The sequence below is a fragment of the Klebsiella sp. M041 genome (assembly GCF_059759695.1).
This window is the reverse complement of sequence record NZ_JCAXWU010000013.1, coordinates 128,626-145,850: the sequence shown is the minus strand read 5'-3', so window position 1 is coordinate 145,850 and position 17,225 is coordinate 128,626. Positions and strand designations below refer to the sequence as shown.

17 protein-coding genes are annotated in these 17,225 nt (G+C 57.1%); 9 read left to right on the top strand and 8 right to left on the bottom strand.

All coding sequences use genetic code 11. From position 1 onward, the window contains the following. The first annotated feature begins 77 nt into the window (after positions 1-77). Positions 78-353, top strand: coding sequence for a barstar family protein (locus tag AC6CWS_RS18200; RefSeq protein WP_002918629.1), 276 nt, complete (start codon positions 78-80; stop codon positions 351-353). A 50-nt stretch (positions 354-403) separates the two neighbouring features. On the opposite strand, the gene yhcN-B is transcribed toward AC6CWS_RS18200, so the two are convergent. The 3 genes from yhcN-B to argR form a co-directional block, all read right to left on the bottom strand. Beyond that, the gene (yhcN-B, locus tag AC6CWS_RS18195; RefSeq protein ID WP_002918627.1) at positions 404-670 is read right to left on the bottom strand and encodes a DUF1471 family stress response protein YhcN-B; all 267 of its coding nucleotides are present in this window, start codon (positions 668-670) and stop codon (positions 404-406) included. A gap of 99 nt (positions 671-769) precedes the next feature. Continuing rightward, positions 770-1,033: a peroxide/acid stress response protein YhcN gene (gene yhcN, locus AC6CWS_RS18190; protein ID WP_017899932.1), complete on the bottom strand. Its 264-nt coding sequence runs from the start codon at positions 1,031-1,033 to the stop codon at positions 770-772. Between the two features lie 373 nt (positions 1,034-1,406). Beyond that, positions 1,407-1,877, bottom strand: a complete 471-nt coding sequence (gene argR, locus AC6CWS_RS18185) for a transcriptional regulator ArgR (RefSeq protein WP_002918625.1) — start codon at positions 1,875-1,877, stop codon at positions 1,407-1,409. A gap of 414 nt (positions 1,878-2,291) precedes the next feature. On the opposite strand from argR, the gene mdh reads away from it, so the two are divergent. Continuing rightward, entirely contained in the window at positions 2,292-3,230 is a 939-nt protein-coding gene (gene mdh, locus AC6CWS_RS18180) for a malate dehydrogenase (protein WP_023291150.1), read from the top strand. Between the two features lie 136 nt (positions 3,231-3,366). On the opposite strand, the gene degS is transcribed toward mdh, so the two are convergent. The 3 genes from degS to zapG form a co-directional block, all read right to left on the bottom strand. Continuing rightward, positions 3,367-4,425: an outer membrane-stress sensor serine endopeptidase DegS gene (gene degS, locus AC6CWS_RS18175; protein WP_002918568.1), complete on the bottom strand. Its 1,059-nt coding sequence runs from the start codon at positions 4,423-4,425 to the stop codon at positions 3,367-3,369. Between the two features lie 87 nt (positions 4,426-4,512). Then, the gene (degQ, locus tag AC6CWS_RS18170; RefSeq protein ID WP_017899931.1) at positions 4,513-5,880 is read right to left on the bottom strand and encodes a serine endoprotease DegQ; all 1,368 of its coding nucleotides are present in this window, start codon (positions 5,878-5,880) and stop codon (positions 4,513-4,515) included. Positions 5,881-6,054: 174 nt separating this feature from the next. Next, a complete protein-coding gene (gene zapG / locus AC6CWS_RS18165) occupies positions 6,055-6,453 on the bottom strand; it encodes a Z-ring associated protein ZapG (RefSeq protein WP_012540461.1) in 399 nt (132 codons plus the stop codon). Between the two features lie 190 nt (positions 6,454-6,643). Here zapG and zapE point away from each other — a divergent pair, with 190 nt between their 5' ends. The 7 genes from zapE (at position 6,644) to AC6CWS_RS18130 (ending at position 11,150) form a co-directional block, all read left to right on the top strand. After that, entirely contained in the window at positions 6,644-7,771 is a 1,128-nt protein-coding gene (gene zapE, locus AC6CWS_RS18160) for a cell division protein ZapE (protein ID WP_023291141.1), read from the top strand. 265 nt (positions 7,772-8,036) lie between these two features. Continuing rightward, positions 8,037-8,465 carry a 50S ribosomal protein L13 gene (gene rplM / locus AC6CWS_RS18155; protein ID WP_002918559.1) on the top strand — a complete coding sequence of 143 codons (429 nt, stop codon included), beginning with the start codon at positions 8,037-8,039 and terminating at the stop codon, positions 8,463-8,465. A gap of 15 nt (positions 8,466-8,480) precedes the next feature. Further along, positions 8,481-8,873, top strand: a complete 393-nt coding sequence (rpsI, locus tag AC6CWS_RS18150) for a 30S ribosomal protein S9 (protein WP_000829818.1) — start codon at positions 8,481-8,483, stop codon at positions 8,871-8,873. Positions 8,874-8,930: 57 nt separating this feature from the next. Beyond that, entirely contained in the window at positions 8,931-9,215 is a 285-nt protein-coding gene (locus AC6CWS_RS18145) for a hypothetical protein (protein WP_136070768.1), read from the top strand. Next, on the top strand, positions 9,185-9,823 hold the full coding sequence (gene sspA / locus AC6CWS_RS18140) for a stringent starvation protein SspA (protein ID WP_002918467.1): 639 nt from the start codon (positions 9,185-9,187) through the stop codon (positions 9,821-9,823). Before AC6CWS_RS18145 ends, sspA begins: the two co-directional genes overlap by 31 nt. A 3-nt stretch (positions 9,824-9,826) precedes the next feature. Then, positions 9,827-10,321, top strand: coding sequence for a ClpXP protease specificity-enhancing factor (sspB, locus tag AC6CWS_RS18135; RefSeq protein ID WP_002918465.1), 495 nt, complete (start codon positions 9,827-9,829; stop codon positions 10,319-10,321). A 124-nt stretch (positions 10,322-10,445) separates the two neighbouring features. After that, positions 10,446-11,150, top strand: a complete 705-nt coding sequence (locus AC6CWS_RS18130) for an N-acetylmannosamine-6-phosphate 2-epimerase (RefSeq protein ID WP_050534396.1) — start codon at positions 10,446-10,448, stop codon at positions 11,148-11,150. A gap of 55 nt (positions 11,151-11,205) precedes the next feature. Here the strand turns inward: AC6CWS_RS18130 and gltD are convergent, their stop codons facing one another. Both gltD and gltB read right to left on the bottom strand, forming a co-directional pair. Next, positions 11,206-12,624, bottom strand: a complete 1,419-nt coding sequence (gltD, locus tag AC6CWS_RS18125; RefSeq protein ID WP_032454181.1) for a glutamate synthase subunit GltD — start codon at positions 12,622-12,624, stop codon at positions 11,206-11,208. A 9-nt stretch (positions 12,625-12,633) separates the two neighbouring features. Further along, positions 12,634-17,094: a glutamate synthase large subunit gene (gene gltB / locus AC6CWS_RS18120; protein WP_065882602.1), complete on the bottom strand. Its 4,461-nt coding sequence runs from the start codon at positions 17,092-17,094 to the stop codon at positions 12,634-12,636. Between the last annotated feature and the right edge of the window lie 131 nt (positions 17,095-17,225).

Genomic DNA, 17,225 nt, shown 5'->3' with positions numbered 1-17,225 from the left:
CATAAACCGACGCCCAGGCGTCGGTTTTTTTATCGCTATACTTAACGGCGACAGGAAGAGAAGCGGGAGGGGCTGCCATGACCACCTATACGTTTGATTTTGACGAAATCGCCGAGCAACAGGATTTCTACCGGGAGTTTTCCCGCACCTTCGAGCTGGCACAGGATAAGGTCAACAACCTTGATTCGCTATGGGACGCGGTGACCGGTGGGCTGCTGCCGCTGCCGCTGGACATTGAGTTCATCCATTTAAATGACAAGCAGCGTCGGCGCTTTGGGGCGTTAATTTTATTATTTGATGAAGCAGAGGAAGAGCTGGAGGGGGAGTTACGTTTTAACGCCCGGCAGGCATAAAAAAGCCCCCGGCAGGCGGGGGCAAGTCGTCGAAATAAGACGACGAGGGTTTATTTGTACAGCTCAGCGGTGGCGTGCCAGCTATCGCCGGTACGTGCTTCAATAATACGGTAGCTGCTGGCGCCTTCTTTCTCGGCTTTAGCGGCCAGTTCCTGACGCATGTCCATTGGCGCACTACCTACCTGGGAAACCGAGATGGTGCCCATGGACTGCAGGTTCTGGGCTTGCTCAGCGTTCACTTGCTGAACGGCCGCGCTAGCGCCGAAAGAGAGAAGGGAAGCCAGGCCAAGGGATGCGATGATCATTGCGCGTTTCATAATCTTTACTCCAGTCTTTGTTTTGCCGCGGCGGGGCGATGAATGAGGCCGGGCCGCGGTAGAGAATTTTTGTCGGGTTAATCGTTGACGATCTAAAACTTATTTATACAGCTCAGCAGTGGCATGCCAGTGGTCGCCAGTGCGGGCTTCGATAATGCGGTAAGAAGAAGCCCCTTCTTCCTGCGCTTTTTTGTTCAGCATTTCATGCATATCCATCGGGGAAGAGGCTACCGCGCCGACGGAAACTGTACCGATGGCCTCGCGGCCCTGGGCTTGCTCGCTGTTGATAACATCAGCGGCGAAAGCGCCAAACGACATGACGGACAGGATGCTGAGAGCTGCTACAGTGGTTTTGATTTTCATGATGTTCACCTCGTCGAATCTTTTTGTTGAGGGTCTTTGTTTCGTGACCCTCATCACAAAAACAAGTATACACTAATCACCAAAAATATTAATACCATGCTAATTGTTTTGTGCGTTAATAGTTACAATAAATTGCGCTTTTTATAACCGATAAGAATTAAAAATGACGCGTCACAGACGGAGATAAGTTTTATTTCTAATAAAATCATAAAGGTATACGATTTTGATCTTTCGTGCGTTTTAGGCGTTTCCCTTACGTAAAAGAACGTATAGACAGGCTAAATCACACAAAATGTTAAATTTTTGTTGAGTTGAAAGGGGGGAGGGAGAGAAGAGGGGGAATCACCCTCTGACGGTTGCCAGAGGGGAATGCTCAGAGTTCCTGTTCGAACAGCACCAGGATAGCGTCGTGCAAATCTTTTACTGTGAAACCGCGCGCTGGCGTGGTGAAGATTGTGTCATCCCCGGCGATGCTGCCAAGAATACCTTCCGCCTTGCCCAGCGAGTCGAGAAGACGGGCGATCAGCTGCGCTGCCCCGGGGCTGGTGTGAATCACCACGACGGCATCGTTATAATCGATATCCAGCACCAGATTTTTCAGCGGGCTGGAGGTGGTCGGCACGCCAAGCTCGGCAGGCAGGCAATAGACCATTTCCATTTTGGCGTTACGGGTACGAACCGCGCCAAATTTGGTGAGCATGCGGGAAACCTTCGATTGGTTGATATTCTCGAAGCCTTCTTCCTGCAGCGCCTGGACGATCTCTCCCTGCGAGCTGAATTTCTCTTCTTTAAGCAGCGCTTTAAACGCTTTAACCAGTTCTTCTTGTTTTGCCGAACTTCGCATAAGTCACCCAGATTATGGTGGTAAAATCAACATCATTATGCATAACCGTGAATTTTTATGCAAATAATCCGCGAGGGGATAGGTCAATAATGTTATGAAGGGGGCATATTTTAGCAAAAAAACCGTATAAGGAACATGTTCTCATCACAACGCTTAAAGGCATGTAAAAGTAAATGAAATGTTATTGAGTTGGTGTTGTTTTGCGCAACTGGCTGGGTGTATTGTAACCAATAGTCGATCCGGTACTTCGCTTTGCTGGATGGTCAGTCAGGAAGCATAAAGTGCGCCGCTGTTCTATTGCTATGCACAATAATGCATTCTTCAGCCATAATCATTGTAATTGTTCATCTTGTGAATTAAGGTCCAGGCGACGGAATAACGAAAGACTAAATTAACCATAATAAGGAGTTTAGGATGAAAGTTGCAGTCCTTGGCGCTGCCGGTGGTATCGGCCAGGCGCTTGCCCTACTACTTAAGACCCAACTGCCTTCAGGTTCAGAGCTCTCGTTGTACGACATCGCTCCGGTTACGCCGGGCGTGGCGGTAGATCTAAGTCATATCCCCACAGATGTAAAAATTAAAGGATTTTCCGGTGAAGATGCTACCCCGGCGCTGGAAGGCGCTGATGTGGTGCTGATCTCCGCGGGCGTAGCGCGTAAGCCCGGCATGGATCGTTCCGACCTGTTTAATGTGAATGCGGGTATCGTTAAGAACCTCGTGCAGCAGATAGCCAAAACCTGCCCGCAGGCCTGTATCGGCATTATTACCAACCCGGTGAACACCACCGTGGCCATCGCCGCCGAAGTGCTGAAAAAAGCCGGCGTGTACGATAAAAACAAACTGTTCGGCGTGACTACGCTGGACATCATCCGCTCCAATACCTTTGTGGCGGAGCTGAAAGGTCAATCGGCAACCGAGGTGGAAGTCCCGGTTATTGGCGGTCACTCCGGGGTCACCATTCTGCCTTTACTGTCACAGATCCCGGGCGTCAGCTTTAGCGATCAGGAAGTGGCCGATCTGACTAAACGCATTCAAAACGCCGGTACCGAGGTCGTGGAAGCGAAAGCGGGCGGCGGGTCGGCGACCTTGTCGATGGGTCAGGCGGCTGCGCGCTTTGGCCTTTCTCTGGTTCGCGCCATGCAGGGAGAAAAAGGCGTAGTGGAGTGCGCCTACGTGGAAGGCGACGGCCAGTATGCGCGTTTCTTCTCTCAGCCGCTCCTGCTGGGGAAAAACGGCGTAGAAGAGCGTCAGTCTATCGGCAAACTCAGCGCCTTTGAGCAGCAGGCGCTGGAAGGCATGCTGGACACCCTGAAGAAAGATATCGCGCTCGGCGAAGACTTCGTCAACAAGTAACCTCGCACGCTCAAAAAAGCCGGAACCGTTGTTCCGGCTTTTTATTGTCTTGCATTCATGATGACCGGGTTTTTGGTCAGATTCCCGGCCGGTCCGGTATTTAGCGATTAACGTGGCTCCCCAAACGGGGAGCCGCTTAGTTGGTGGCCGGGTATTCCTGGACGGCGATATGGAGCGTGATTTTCTTATCATCACGCATGATGACCACCGGTATTTCCGAACCCGGGCGGATCTCGGCCACCTGATCCATTGTCTCCAGCGCGGAGACTGCGGGTTTGTCATTCACGGAGATGATCACGTCGTTGGCGCGGATCCCCGCCTGCGCGGCCGGTCCGTCCGGCGCGACATCGTTAACGACGATCCCCTGGATCTGATCGATCCCGCCGCCCTGCGCGTGCAGCGGGGCGATCTCCCGGCCGCTAATGCCGATATAGCCGCGGATCACACGGCCATCCCGGATCAGCTTATCCATAATTTTGGTCGCTAACTGGAACGGGATCGCAAAGCCAATGCCTTCAGGCGTTTCGCCGTCGTTGCTCTTATCAAAGGAGAGGGTGTTAATCCCCATCAGCTCGCCGAGGGAGTTCACCAGCGCTCCGCCGGAGTTACCGTGGTTGATCGAGGCGTCAGTCTGCAGGAAATTCTGGCGGCCGGTGGGGTTGAGGCCAATGCGCCCTGTGGCGCTGATGATCCCCTGGGTGATGGTCTGTCCCAGGTTATAGGGGTTGCCAATCGCCAGCACCACATCGCCGATGTGCGGCGTGCGTTTCGGGTTGATCGGGATCACCGGCAGCCCGCCGGTAGCGTTGATCTTCAGCACCGCGAGGTCGGTCAGGGAATCGGAGCCTACCAGCAGCGCTTCGAAGACCCGGCCGTCCTGCAGAGCGACGATAATCTGGTCGGCATCGTTAATCACATGCTTGTTGGTCAGGATATAGCCGCGCTGGTCCATGATCACCCCGGAGCCAAGCGTCAGCTGATTATGGCTGGTGCTGTTCAGGGCGCGGTTATAGACGTTCACTACGGCGGGCGCGGCGCGGCGTACGGCGGCGTTATAGCTCGCCGGGGAGTCGTCTGCCGTATCATTCTGGGTGGTCGGCGCTAGCTGCCACTGGCGCAGCGAGGGCATCAGGGCCAACAGCAGGCCCCCGACAAGCAAACCGATGAGTACTGAACGTAATAACTTTCCAGGCATGATGCAGATATCGTTAATGAATGGTCAGGCGCAGCATAGCATGAGTTGCCCGGACATCGCACATGGCGGCGATGTCCGGGGAGACAATCAGCGCAGCAGCAGATAGATGCTTTCGTTGCCGCGGATCACGTTCAGGGCGATGACCGGCGGTTTGCCTTCGAGCACTTTGCGTAATTCGGCAATCGAATGAATACGCTCGCGGTTAAGGCCAATGATAATGTCATCCTTATGCAGGCCGACCTGGGCGGCGGCGCTGCCTTTATCGACATTATCGATCACCACCCCTTTGGTGCCATCTTTCATCTGACCGTCGCTGAACGAGGCACCCTGCAGAGCCGGGATAATCAGCTCAGCGCTGGCGGTGGAGGAGGTGCTCTTATCCAGCGTCACTTCGACATCGACCGGTTTTCCATCGCGCAGCAGGCCCAGTTTGACTTTGGTCCCCGGCTCGGTGGTGGCGATCCGCGAGCGCAGTTCGGCAAAACTATTCAGCGGTTTGCCGTTCAGGCTAACAATGACGTCGCCGGATTTGATCCCCGCTTTGGCGGACCCGGAGTTTGGCAGCACTTCACTGACGAAGGCGCCGCGTTGAACGTTGAGGTTCATCGCCTTGGCGATATCGGCGCTCATTTCCATGCCTTTAATGCCCAGCAGGCCGCGCTTGATTTCGCCAAACTGAATGAGCTGGTCGGCGAGGGTTTTCGCCATGTTGCTCGGGATGGCGAAGCCGATGCCGATGCTGCCGCCGCCCGGCGCCAGGATCGCGGTGTTGATCCCGATAAGCTCGCCGTTGAGGTTCAACAGCGCGCCGCCGGAGTTGCCGCGGTTGATGGAGGCATCGGTCTGGATGAAATTCTCCAGCCCTTCAAGGTTCAGGCCGCTGCGGCCAAGGGCAGAGATAATGCCGGAGGTGGCGGTCTGACCAAGGCCGAATGGGTTGCCGACGGCGACGGCGAAGTCGCCGACGCGGAGTTTATCGGAGTCAGCAATGGCGATTTGCGTCAGGTTTGACGGCTTAATCAGCTGCAGCAGAGCAATGTCGCTCTGTTCATCGCTACCGACCAGTTTGGCATCAAATTCACGACCATCGTTCAGCTGGACGCTGATCTTCTGCGCCTGATTGATGACGTGGTTATTGGTCAGCACGTAGCCTTTCGCTGCGTCGATAATGACGCCGGAGCCAAGCCCTTCGAACGGCTGCGCCTGTTCTTGCGGGGCGTTATCGCCAAAATATTTCTTCAGCTCTTCCGGCATATTGAGCGTCGGCGAGGCAGTGCCTTCCACCTGGACGCTGACTACCGCCGGCAGGACCTTTTCCAGCATCGGCGCCAGGCTTGGTAACGCGCCCTGGCCGGGCACCTGAGTCGGTAAGGATGCTGCTGCCGGAGGCAGAACCGACAACGATAACCCAATGCTTAACGCTAACGCACTCAACAGCAAAGTCTGTTTCTTCATTAGATGCTGGCTCTCGTAACCTGAGGTGTATGGAAAAATGTCCTGAATAACCTGATGTTATTGAATTTTTGCGCAGGTAACAATGTGGGGACTGGTTTAAATTGTAGCCGGGAAGTGGGGGAAGGAGCGGGCGCGATGGGCGCGCCCGGAGAATATTTTATCAGAGGCGATTGTTTAATCGCGTTTTGCGCCACCGCGCAGTAAACCGGATGCGCCTTCGGAGTAGTCGCGCGGCATCTGGACCGGCGCCTGATCGTTGCTGGCTTCAGACTCTTCCAGGCGGTTGCGGAACGGGTTGGCGTCTGCCATGGAATCCGGCAGCAGGTTGTTAGAGCTTTTCGCCATATGCTGATACAGCTGACGGTAGTCGTGCGCCATGTTATCCAGCAGCTCGGCGCTGCGCGCAAAATGGCTGACCAGCTCTTCACGGTACTCTTCAAGCTCGGCTTTATTCTTTTCCAGTTCGAACTGCAGCGCCTGCTGCTGGCGCAGTTTGCGGTTGCCGAAACGCATGGCGACGGCACCAATGATGATACCGACGACTAACCCAATTAGCGCGTATTCCCAGGTCATGAACATCTCCCGTTGTATTGTGGTTCCGTAGGGTGGCTCTTAGGCTCTCCGCCTGCGCCCGATAGTGCCACTATAACCGCTAATTCCACAGAAGTGGAATCCTGGCGTATCATCGCGTAGTGTAGAACGGCCTTTTTTTCGTCAATCGTGAGCTTCGACATCACGGTTTTCAAGGAATAACAATTAGATCATGCAAAGCCTGTCTCCAACATCGCGTTACCTTTCAGCCCTGAAAGAGGGCAGCCATCAACCCGACGACGTCCAGCAAGAAGCGGTGAGCCGCCTCGATACCATTTACCAGGAACTGCAGACTCAGCCCGCGCCCGTCGCGTCAGGCGGCGGTTTGCGCGCGAAATTCGGCAAACTGCTGGGTAAGCGCGAACCAGCAGCCGAGGCGGCGCCCGTCCGCGGCCTGTATATGTGGGGCGGCGTGGGGCGGGGGAAAACCTGGCTGATGGACCTGTTTTACCAGAGCCTGCCGGGCGAGCGTAAGCAGCGCCTGCATTTCCATCGCTTTATGCTGCGGGTGCACGAAGAGCTGACCACCCTGCAGGGCCATAGCGACCCGCTGGACATTGTCGCCGACCGCTTTAAAGCGGAAACCGACGTGCTCTGTTTCGACGAGTTTTTTGTCTCCGATATAACCGACGCCATGCTGTTGGGCGGGCTGATGAAGGCCCTGTTCGCCCGCGGCATCACGCTGGTGGCGACCTCCAATATTCCGCCGGATGAGCTCTATCGCAATGGCCTGCAGCGCGCCCGTTTTCTGCCCGCTATCGACGCCATCAAGCAGCATTGCGATATTATGAACGTCGATGCCGGCATCGATTATCGCTTGCGTACCCTGACCCAGGCGCACCTGTGGCTGTCGCCGCTGAATAACGACACCCGCGAACAGATGGATAAACTGTGGCTGGCGCTGGCCGGCGCGCCGCGCGCTGCCGGGCCGACGCTGGAGATCAACCATCGCGAGCTGCCGACCCTCGGCGTGGAAAACCAGACGCTGGCGGCGTCGTTCGCCACGCTGTGCGTGGATGCCCGTAGCCAGCATGACTATATCGCGCTCTCCCGCCTGTTCCACACCGTGATGCTGTTCGATGTGCCGGTGATGACCGCGCAGCTGGAGAGCGAAGCCCGGCGCTTTATCGCCCTGGTGGATGAGTTCTATGAGCGCCACGTGAAGCTGGTGGTCAGCGCGGCGGTGCCGCTGTACGACATTTATCAGGGAGAGCGGCTGAAGTTTGAGTTTCAGCGCTGTCTGTCGCGTCTGCAGGAGATGCAGAGCGAAGAGTACCTCAAGCGCCCGCATATGCCCTGACAGGATACTTTTCCCGGTGAATTCAGGGCCGCAGGGCCGCCCCGGGAGCTGCCTGAAAAATCTCATAAAGGGGTCGATCTTTGACCCCGACTTCTCTATAATCTTGCGACCCCACGTTACGAGAAGGTTTTTTTCCCGAAACTTTCTATGTGCCGGCATAGGCTATTCGAAGGGGTAGGTTTGCTGGACAATGTCGTGTGAACCTCAACTGACTAAACGTTTGGGTGTTCACCAACGTGTAACTTATTATTTGGGTAAGCTTTTAATGAAAACTTTTACAGCTAAACCAGAAACCGTAAAACGCGACTGGTATGTTGTTGACGCGACCGGTAAAACTCTGGGCCGTCTGGCTACTGAACTGGCTCGTCGCCTGCGCGGTAAGCACAAAGCGGAATACACTCCGCACGTTGATACCGGTGATTACATCATCGTTCTGAACGCAGAAAAAGTTGCTGTTACCGGCAACAAGCGCGAAGACAAAATGTACTACCACCACACCGGCCACATCGGTGGTATCAAAGAAGCGACCTTTGAAGAGATGATTGCCCGCCGTCCTGAGCGTGTGATTGAAATCGCGGTTAAAGGCATGCTGCCAAAAGGCCCGCTGGGTCGTGCTATGTACCGTAAACTGAAAGTTTACGCGGGTAACGAGCACAACCACGCGGCACAGCAACCGCAAGTTCTTGACATCTAATCGGGATTATAGGCAATGGCTGAAAATCAATACTACGGCACTGGTCGCCGCAAAAGTTCCGCAGCTCGCGTTTTCATCAAACCGGGCAACGGCAAAATCGTTATCAACCAGCGTTCTCTGGAACAGTACTTCGGTCGTGAAACTGCCCGCATGGTAGTTCGTCAGCCGCTGGAACTGGTCGACATGGTTGAGAAACTGGATCTGTACATCACTGTTAAAGGTGGTGGTATCTCTGGTCAGGCTGGTGCGATCCGTCACGGTATCACCCGCGCTCTGATGGAGTACGACGAGTCCCTGCGTTCTGAACTGCGTAAAGCTGGCTTCGTCACTCGTGACGCTCGTCAGGTTGAACGTAAGAAAGTCGGTCTGCGTAAAGCACGTCGTCGTCCGCAGTTCTCCAAACGTTAATTGTTTTCTGCTCACGCAGAACAATTTGCGAAAAAACCCGCTCCGGCGGGTTTTTTTATGGATAAAACGGCTGTTATCCACAAGCTTACCGCCGGTTCTTGTCACTTTTTCAGCATTTCCAGAATCCCCTCACCACAACGTCTTCAAAATCTGGTAAACTATCATCCAATTTTCTGCCCAAATGCTGGTGATTGTTCATTTTTTGTTTTATTCGTGAACGAAGGTGACATCGCGCTACTGGGGTTTTTACATCTGGCCGGCCATGAGTGGCTGGCAGCAGTACAAAATTCTGAATATACCTGGAGGTTTTCATGGCTGTCGCTGCCAACAAACGTTCGGTAATGACGCTGTTTTCTGGTCCTACTGACATCTATAGCCATCAGGTCCGCATTGTGCTGGCCGAGAAGGGTGTCAGTTTTGAGATAGAGCACGTGGAGAAGGACAACCCGCCTCAGGATCTGATTGACCTCAACCCGAATCAAAGCGTACCGACGCTGGTGGATCGTGAGCTCACTCTGTGGGAATCCCGCATCATTATGGAATACCTGGATGAGCGTTTCCCGCACCCGCCGTTAATGCCGGTTTATCCGGTGGCGCGTGGCGAAAGCCGTCTGTATATGCAACGTATCGAGAAGGACTGGTATTCGCTGATGAACACCATCCAGAGCGGTACCGCAGCGCAAGCTGATGCTGCGCGTAAGCAACTGCGTGAAGAACTGCTGGCCATCGCGCCGGTGTTCACCCAGAAACCTTACTTCCTGAGCGATGAGTTCAGCCTGGTGGATTGCTACCTGGCGCCGCTGCTGTGGCGTCTGCCGGTTCTCGGTGTGGAGCTGGTTGGCGCAGGCGCGAAAGAGCTCAAAGGCTATATGACTCGCGTATTTGAGCGTGATTCCTTCCTCGCCTCTTTAACTGAAGCCGAGCGTGAAATGCGCCTCGGTCGGGGCTAAATAATGGATGTATCACAGCTGACGCCGCGTCGCCCGTATCTGCTGCGGGCGTTTTATGACTGGCTGCTGGATAACCAGCTGACGCCGCATCTGGTGGTGGATGTCACGCTCCCGGGCGTGCTCGTGCCGATGGAGTATGCGCGCGACGGGCAAATCGTTCTCAATATTGCCCCGCGTGCGGTAGGTAATCTTGAGCTGGCGAACGACGAAGTGCGCTTCAACGCGCGCTTTGGCGGCGTGCCGCGCAACGTATCTGTCCCGCTGGCTGCGGTACTCGCCATCTATGCCCGTGAGAACGGCGCCGGCACGATGTTTGAACCGGAAGCGGCCTATGACGAAGACGTCAGCAGCCTCAACGATGATGACGTCGCGCCTGAGAGTGAAAGCGAAACGGTGATGTCGGTGATTGATGGCGATAAGCCCGATAATCACGACGACGATCCTGACGACACGCCGCCGCCGCGCGGCGGTCGCCCGGCGCTGCGCGTGGTGAAGTAAATCCCTTCTCTGACAGGCCCTGCGGGGCCTGTTTTTTTGTCTGTCCGCTTTGTTAACTCTGCCACAAACGAGGCGCCCCATGGCTGGTACTGTCATCGCCACAGGTAGCTTTCAGGGAGCCGACATGTCTTTACTCGCACAACTGGACCAGCATATCCGTCATCATGGCGGATTAATTGTCTCCTGCCAGCCGGTGCCGGGCAGCCCGCTGGATAACCCCGCCATCGTCGCGGCGATGGGGCTGGCGGCGGAGCAGGCGGGGGCGGTGGCGCTGCGCATCGAAGGTCTGGCCAACCTGCAGGCCGTTCGTCCGTTAGTGACGGTGCCTGTTATCGCGCTGATTAAGCGCGATCTGCATGATAGCCCGGTGCGTATTACGCCGTGGCTTGAGGATGTGAATGCCCTGGCGCAGGCAGGGGCCGATATCATTGCGGTTGACGGCACGCGGCGTCAGCGTCCGGCCTCTGTCGCATCGTTGTTGGCGGCAATTCACCGCCAGGGGAAAAATGCGATGGCAGATTGTTCCTCTCTCGACGATGCCCTTGAATGCTGGCAATTGGGCTTCGATATGGTTGGCACCACCCTCTCAGGCTATACCGCAGAGGAGACACCGGTCGAGCCGGATCTGGCGCTGGTGAAAAGCCTGAGCGCCGCGGGCTGCAGAGTGGTCGCTGAGGGACGCTACAATACGCCTGCGCAGGCGGCTGAGGCAATGCGCTGCGGCGCGTGGGCGGTGACCGTCGGCTCGGCGATCACCCGCTTAGAACATATCTGTGGCTGGTATAATACGGCGCTGAAAGCGGCGGTCTGCCCGGCGAATGGGCAATAAAAAAGCCCGATGGCGTTAACCATCGGGCTTTTATGCGCTGAGACTCCGGGCCTAATTAGACTTCAAGGTAGTTGAGGATCCCGTCAGCCGCTTTACGTCCTTCCGCAATCGCGGTGACCACCAGGTCGGAACCGCGAACGATATCGCCACCGGCGAAGATTTTCGGGTTGCTGGTCTGGAAGGCGTTCTCGCTGCCTTCCGGCGCAATGATGCGGCCCTGGGAGTCCAGCTCGACGCTGTGCTTCGCCAGCCACTCCATGCTGTGGGGACGGAAGCCAAACGCCATGACGACGGCGTCTGCCGGCACCACGTGCTCAGAGCCGGCGACGATCTCCGCGCGACGGCGGCCTTTCGCATCCGGCTGGCCCATCTCGGTGCGCGCCATCTTCACGCCGCACACTTTGCCGTTGGCATTCACTTCCACGCCCAGCGGCTGGACGTTGAACTGGAACTCAACGCCTTCCTCACGCGCGTTTTTCACTTCGCGTTTTGAACCCGGCATGTTCTCTTCGTCACGACGATAGGCGCAGATCACGTGCGCCGCATTCTGGCGGACGGAGGTACGTACGCAGTCCATCGCGGTATCGCCACCGCCGAGCACGACCACGCGTTTGCCTTCCATGCTGACGTAGGGCTCATCGGCGGTTTCGCCAAAGCCCATGATCTGCTTGGTGTTGGCGATCAGGAACGGCAGCGCGTCGTAGACGCCCGGGGCGTCTTCATTGTCCAGCCCGCCGCGCATCGACTGATAGGTGCCGACGCCGAGGAACACGGCATCGTACTCTTTCAGCAGGTCGTCGAGCTGCACGTCGCGGCCCACTTCGGTATTGAGTTTGAACTCAATGCCCATGCCGGTGAAGATCTCCCGGCGGCGGGTCATCACCTCTTTTTCCAGCTTGAACGCCGGGATACCGAAGGTCAGCAGGCCGCCGATTTCCGGATGGCGGTCAAACACCACCGCCTTGACGCCGTTGCGGGTCAACACGTCGGCACAGGCGAGGCCCGCCGGGCCAGCGCCGATGATCGCGACGGTTTTACCGGTCGGTTTCACACCGGAGAGATCCGGACGCCAGCCCATCTCGAATGCCTTATCATTGATATAGCGTTCGATGTTGCCGATGGTCACCGCGCCGAACTCATCGTTCAGCGTACAGGAGCCTTCACACAGGCGGTCCTGCGGGCAGACGCGCCCGCAGACTTCCGGCAGGGTGTTGGTCTGGTGCGACAGCTCAGCCGCCTCAAAAATACGCCCCTCGTTGGCCAGCTTCAGCCAGTTCGGGATGTAGTTATGCACCGGGCACTTCCACTCGCAGTACGGGTTGCCGCAGGAGAGGCAGCGATCCGCCTGCGCCTTGGCCTGGCCTTCTGAAAACGGCTCGTAAATTTCCACAAATTCAATTTTACGGATCTTCAGCGGTTTCTTTGGCGGATCAACGCGCTGCAGGTCGATAAATTGATAAACGTTCTGACTCATCTTAACCCCTTACTGCGCCTGCACCCGCAGCTCAGCTGCGGAACGACTACGGTGACCCAACAGTGCTTTAACATCGCTGGACTTCGGTTTAACCAGCGCAAACTTCGCGGAGAAGGCCGGCCAGTTGGCGAGGATCTCTTCGCCGCGTTGCGAACCGGTAAGCTGCACGTGCTCGGTGATTAAACCGCGCAGGTGCTCTTCATGGATGGCCAGAGAGTCAACGTCCAGCACTTCCACCAGCTCCGGGTTCACGCGTTTACGGAAGTCGCCATCTTCATCCAGGACATAGGCAAAGCCGCCGGTCATCCCTGCGCCAAAGTTGACGCCGGTTTTACCGAGCACGCAGACGATACCGCCGGTCATGTATTCACAGCCGTTGTCGCCGATGCCTTCCACCACGGTGATGGCGCCGGAGTTACGCACCGCGAAACGCTCACCTGCGCGGCCTGCGGCGTACAGACGACCACCGGTCGCGCCGTACAGGCAGGTGTTGCCGATAATGCTGGCTTCGTGGCTGCGGAAAGCGGAGCCCACCGGCGGACGAATGGCCAGCAGACCGCCCGCCATGCCTTTGCCGACATAGTCGTTGGCGTCGCCCGTCAGATGCAGTTCCACGCCGCCGGCGTTCCACACGCCGAAGCTCTGGCCCGCGGTGCCGCTAAAGTGAGCGACGATCGGGTCGCCCGCCAGTCCCTGGTCGCCATGGGTCTGGGCGATATACCCGGACAGCGAGGCTCCCACGGAGCGGTCGGTATTGCGGATATCGAACCAGAACGTTTTGCTCTGCTTTTCATCCACGTACGGTTTCGCCTGCTGCAGCAGCTGGGCGTTGAGCACGCCGTTATCGAACGGCGGGTTATTTTCGGTGCAGTACAGCGCTTTGCCAGGATGCGGCTCTGCGGTCTCCAGCAGTTTACCCAGATCCAGTTTCTGCTGCTTGGCGGTGAACCCATCCAGCTCTTTGAGCAGATCGGTGCGGCCAATCAGATCCACCAGGCGCTTGACGCCCAGCTGGGCCATCAGCTCGCGGGTTTCACGGGCGATAAATTCAAAGTAGTTGGTCACTTTGAACGGCAGACCGTGATAGTGGTTCTTACGCAGTTTGTCATCCTGGGTCGCCACGCCGGTCGCGCAGTTGTTCAGGTGGCAAATACGCAGGTATTTACAGCCCAGCGCCACCATCGGGCCGGTACCGAAACCGAAGCTTTCCGCGCCGAGGATCGCCGCTTTGATGATATCGAGGCCGGTTTTCAGGCCGCCATCCACCTGCAGACGGATCTTATGACGCAGGCCGTTAGCGACCAGCGCCTGCTGGGTTTCCACCAGACCAAGCTCCCACGGACAGCCGGCATATTTCACGGAAGAGAGCGGGCTCGCCCCGGTGCCGCCGTCGTAGCCGGCGATGGTGATCAGGTCGGCATAAGCTTTGGCTACGCCGGTGGCGATGGTGCCCACGCCCGGTTCAGAAACCAGTTTGACCGAAATCATCGCTTTCGGGTTGACCTGCTTGAGGTCGAAAATCAGCTGCGCCAAATCCTCGATAGAGTAGATATCGTGGTGCGGCGGCGGGGAGATCAGCGTCACGCCCGGTACCGAATAGCGCAGTTTGGCGATGTACGGAGTGACTTTATCACCCGGCAGCTGGCCGCCTTCACCCGGCTTCGCGCCCTGGGCGACTTTGATCTGGATAACGTCGGCATTGACCAGATAGGCTGGGGTGACGCCGAAGCGGCCGGACGCCACCTGCTTGATGCGCGACACTTTATTGGTGCCGTAGCGCGCCGGGTCTTCACCGCCTTCACCGGAGTTAGAGAAGCCGCCGATGCTGTTCATCGCTTCCGCCAGCGATTCGTGCGCTTCCGGACTCAGGGCGCCGATCGACATCGCTGCGGTATCGAAGCGTTTGAACAGCTCCTTCGCCGGCTCCACGTCGTCGATGCTGATGGCGTCTTCGCCCGGATTGAGCGCCAGCAGATCGCGCAGCGTGGCCGCCGGACGTTCGTTAACCAGCTTCGCGTATTGTTGATAATCGCTGTACTCGCCGCTCTGCACAGCCTGCTGCAGGGTACGCACCACGTCCGGGTTGTAGGCGTGATATTCGCCGCCGTGAACGTACTTCAGCAGACCGCCCTGAGCCAGCGGCTTGCGCGCCAGCCAGGCGCGTTTCGACAGATTCAGCAGGTCCTGCTGGAAATCGTCGAAGCCGGCGCCGCCGATGCGGCTGACCACGCCCTGGAAGCAGAGCTCGGAGACATCGCGATGCAGACCGACCGCTTCGAACAGCTTCGAGCAGCGGTAGGAGGCGATGGTCGAGATCCCCATCTTGGACATGATCTTATACAGACCTTTATTGATACCGTTGCGATAGTTCAGCATCACCGCACGGTACGGTTTATCGATAGCTTTGCTGTCGACCAGCTTCGCCAGCGTTTCATAGGCGAGGTACGGATAGATAGCTGTCGCGCCGAAGCCCAGCAGCACGGCGAAGTGATGCGGATCGCGGGCGCTGGCGGTTTCAACGATGATGTTGGCATCGCAGCGCAGACTTTTATCGACCAGACGGGTCTGGATCGCGCCAACGGCCATCGGCGCCGGCACCGGCAGGCGGTCTTTGGCGATGTTGCGGTCAGAAAGAACCAGCAGCACGGTACCATCGCGTACCATTTGCTCCGCTTTGTCGCACAGGGCCTTCACCGTCTCGCTGAGGGAAGCCTCTGCCGGGTTGTAGGTGATGTCGAGGACGTCGGCACGATAGTGCTCTTCTTCCATCGTCGTCAGCTGTTTGAAATCGGAGTACAGCAGGATCGGCGATTTGAAGCTCAGACGATGCGCCTGGCCTTCCGCTTCGCAGAAGACGTTCATTTCGCGACCGATGCTGGTGGCCAGCGACATGACGTGCGCTTCACGCAGCGGATCGATAGGCGGGTTCGTCACCTGGGCGAACTGCTGACGGAAATAATCGTAGATAATGCGCGGCTGGCTGGAAAGGACGGCGAAAGGCGTGTCATCGCCCATTGAGCCGACCGCTTCCTGGCCATTTTCGCCGAGCACGCGCAGCACCGAGTCCAGCTCTTCCGCGCTGTAGTTAAACTGTTTCTGGTAGCTGGCCAGCAGATCGTCGTCCAGCTGGCGGCTGCCAACCTCTTCGTCCGGCAGATCTTCAAATGGCACCAGGCGACGAACGTTTTTCTCCATCCACTCTTTATACGGATGGCGGCTCTTCAGATCGTCATCGGTTTCCGCTGAGTGCAGAATGCGTCCGGCACGGGTATCGATAACCATCAGCTCACCCGGACCCACGCGGCCTTTCTCAACCACTTCGTCCGGCTGGTAGTCCCAGATGCCGACTTCAGAGGCGCAGGTGATGAGCTTATCTTTGGTAATGACGTAGCGCGCCGGGCGCAGGCCATTACGGTCGAGGTTACAGGCCGCGTAGCGACCATCGGACATAACGATGCCCGCCGGGCCGTCCCATGGCTCCATATGCATGGAGTTAAAGTCGAAGAACGAACGCAGCTCCGGATCCATATCCGGGTTGTTCTGCCAGGCTGGCGGCACCAGCAGACGCATGGCGCGCACGATGTCCATCCCGCCGGCCAGCAGCAGCTCCAGCATGTTGTCCATTGAACTGGAGTCGGAGCCGGTTTCGTTAACGAACGGCGCGGCGTCGTGCAGGTCCGGGATCAGCGGGGTCTGGAACTTATAGGTACGGGCGCGAGCCCACTGGCGGTTGCCGGTGATGGTGTTGATTTCACCGTTGTGCGCCAGGTAGCGGAACGGCTGCGCCAGCGGCCAGCGTGGTACGGTGTTGGTGGAGAAGCGCTGGTGGAACAGGCAGATAGCCGACTCCAGGCGCAGGTCCGCGAGGTCCAGGTAGAAGCGCGGCAAATCCGCCGGCATACACAGACCTTTATAGATGTTGACCAGGTTGGACAAGCTACAAACGTAGAAATCTTTGTCTTCCTGCAGGCGTTTTTCAATGCGACGACGCGCAATAAACAGACGACGCTCCATATCGCGCGGGCGCCAGCCAGCCGGGGCGTTAACAAAGATTTGCTCAATACGGGGCAGCGAGGAGAGGGCGATTTCACCGAGCACGCCTTCGTTGGTCGGCACATCGCGCCAGCCAACAATCGACAGGGTCTCAAGCTGAAGTTCTTCTTCAACGATGCGGCGTGCCGCTTTCGCCAGTTCAGGATCTTTATTCAGGAACAGCATCCCAACGGCGTAGTTTTTGGCTAAACGCCAGCCGCGCTCTTCGGCAACGATGCGGAAGAAACGATCGGGTTTTTGCAGCAGCAGACCGCAACCGTCGCCGGTTTTACCATCGGCAAGGATTGCGCCACGGTGCTGCATGCGGGCCAGTGCGTGTATCGCGGTTCGCACTACCTTGTGGCTAGGTTCGCCTTCTATGTGGGCGATCAGGCCGAAACCACAGTTATCCCTCTCAAGGGATTTGTCGTACAACATATCAGTGAACCTCCCCAGGCTCTACGGACCCCCTCCGATACCGATTGCGCACAGGCACAGAAAGAGCATGGCGACGGGGTTTGCACCTCGCATTCGCCCTCTTTAAATCCTTTTTGCATCGGTACACAAGT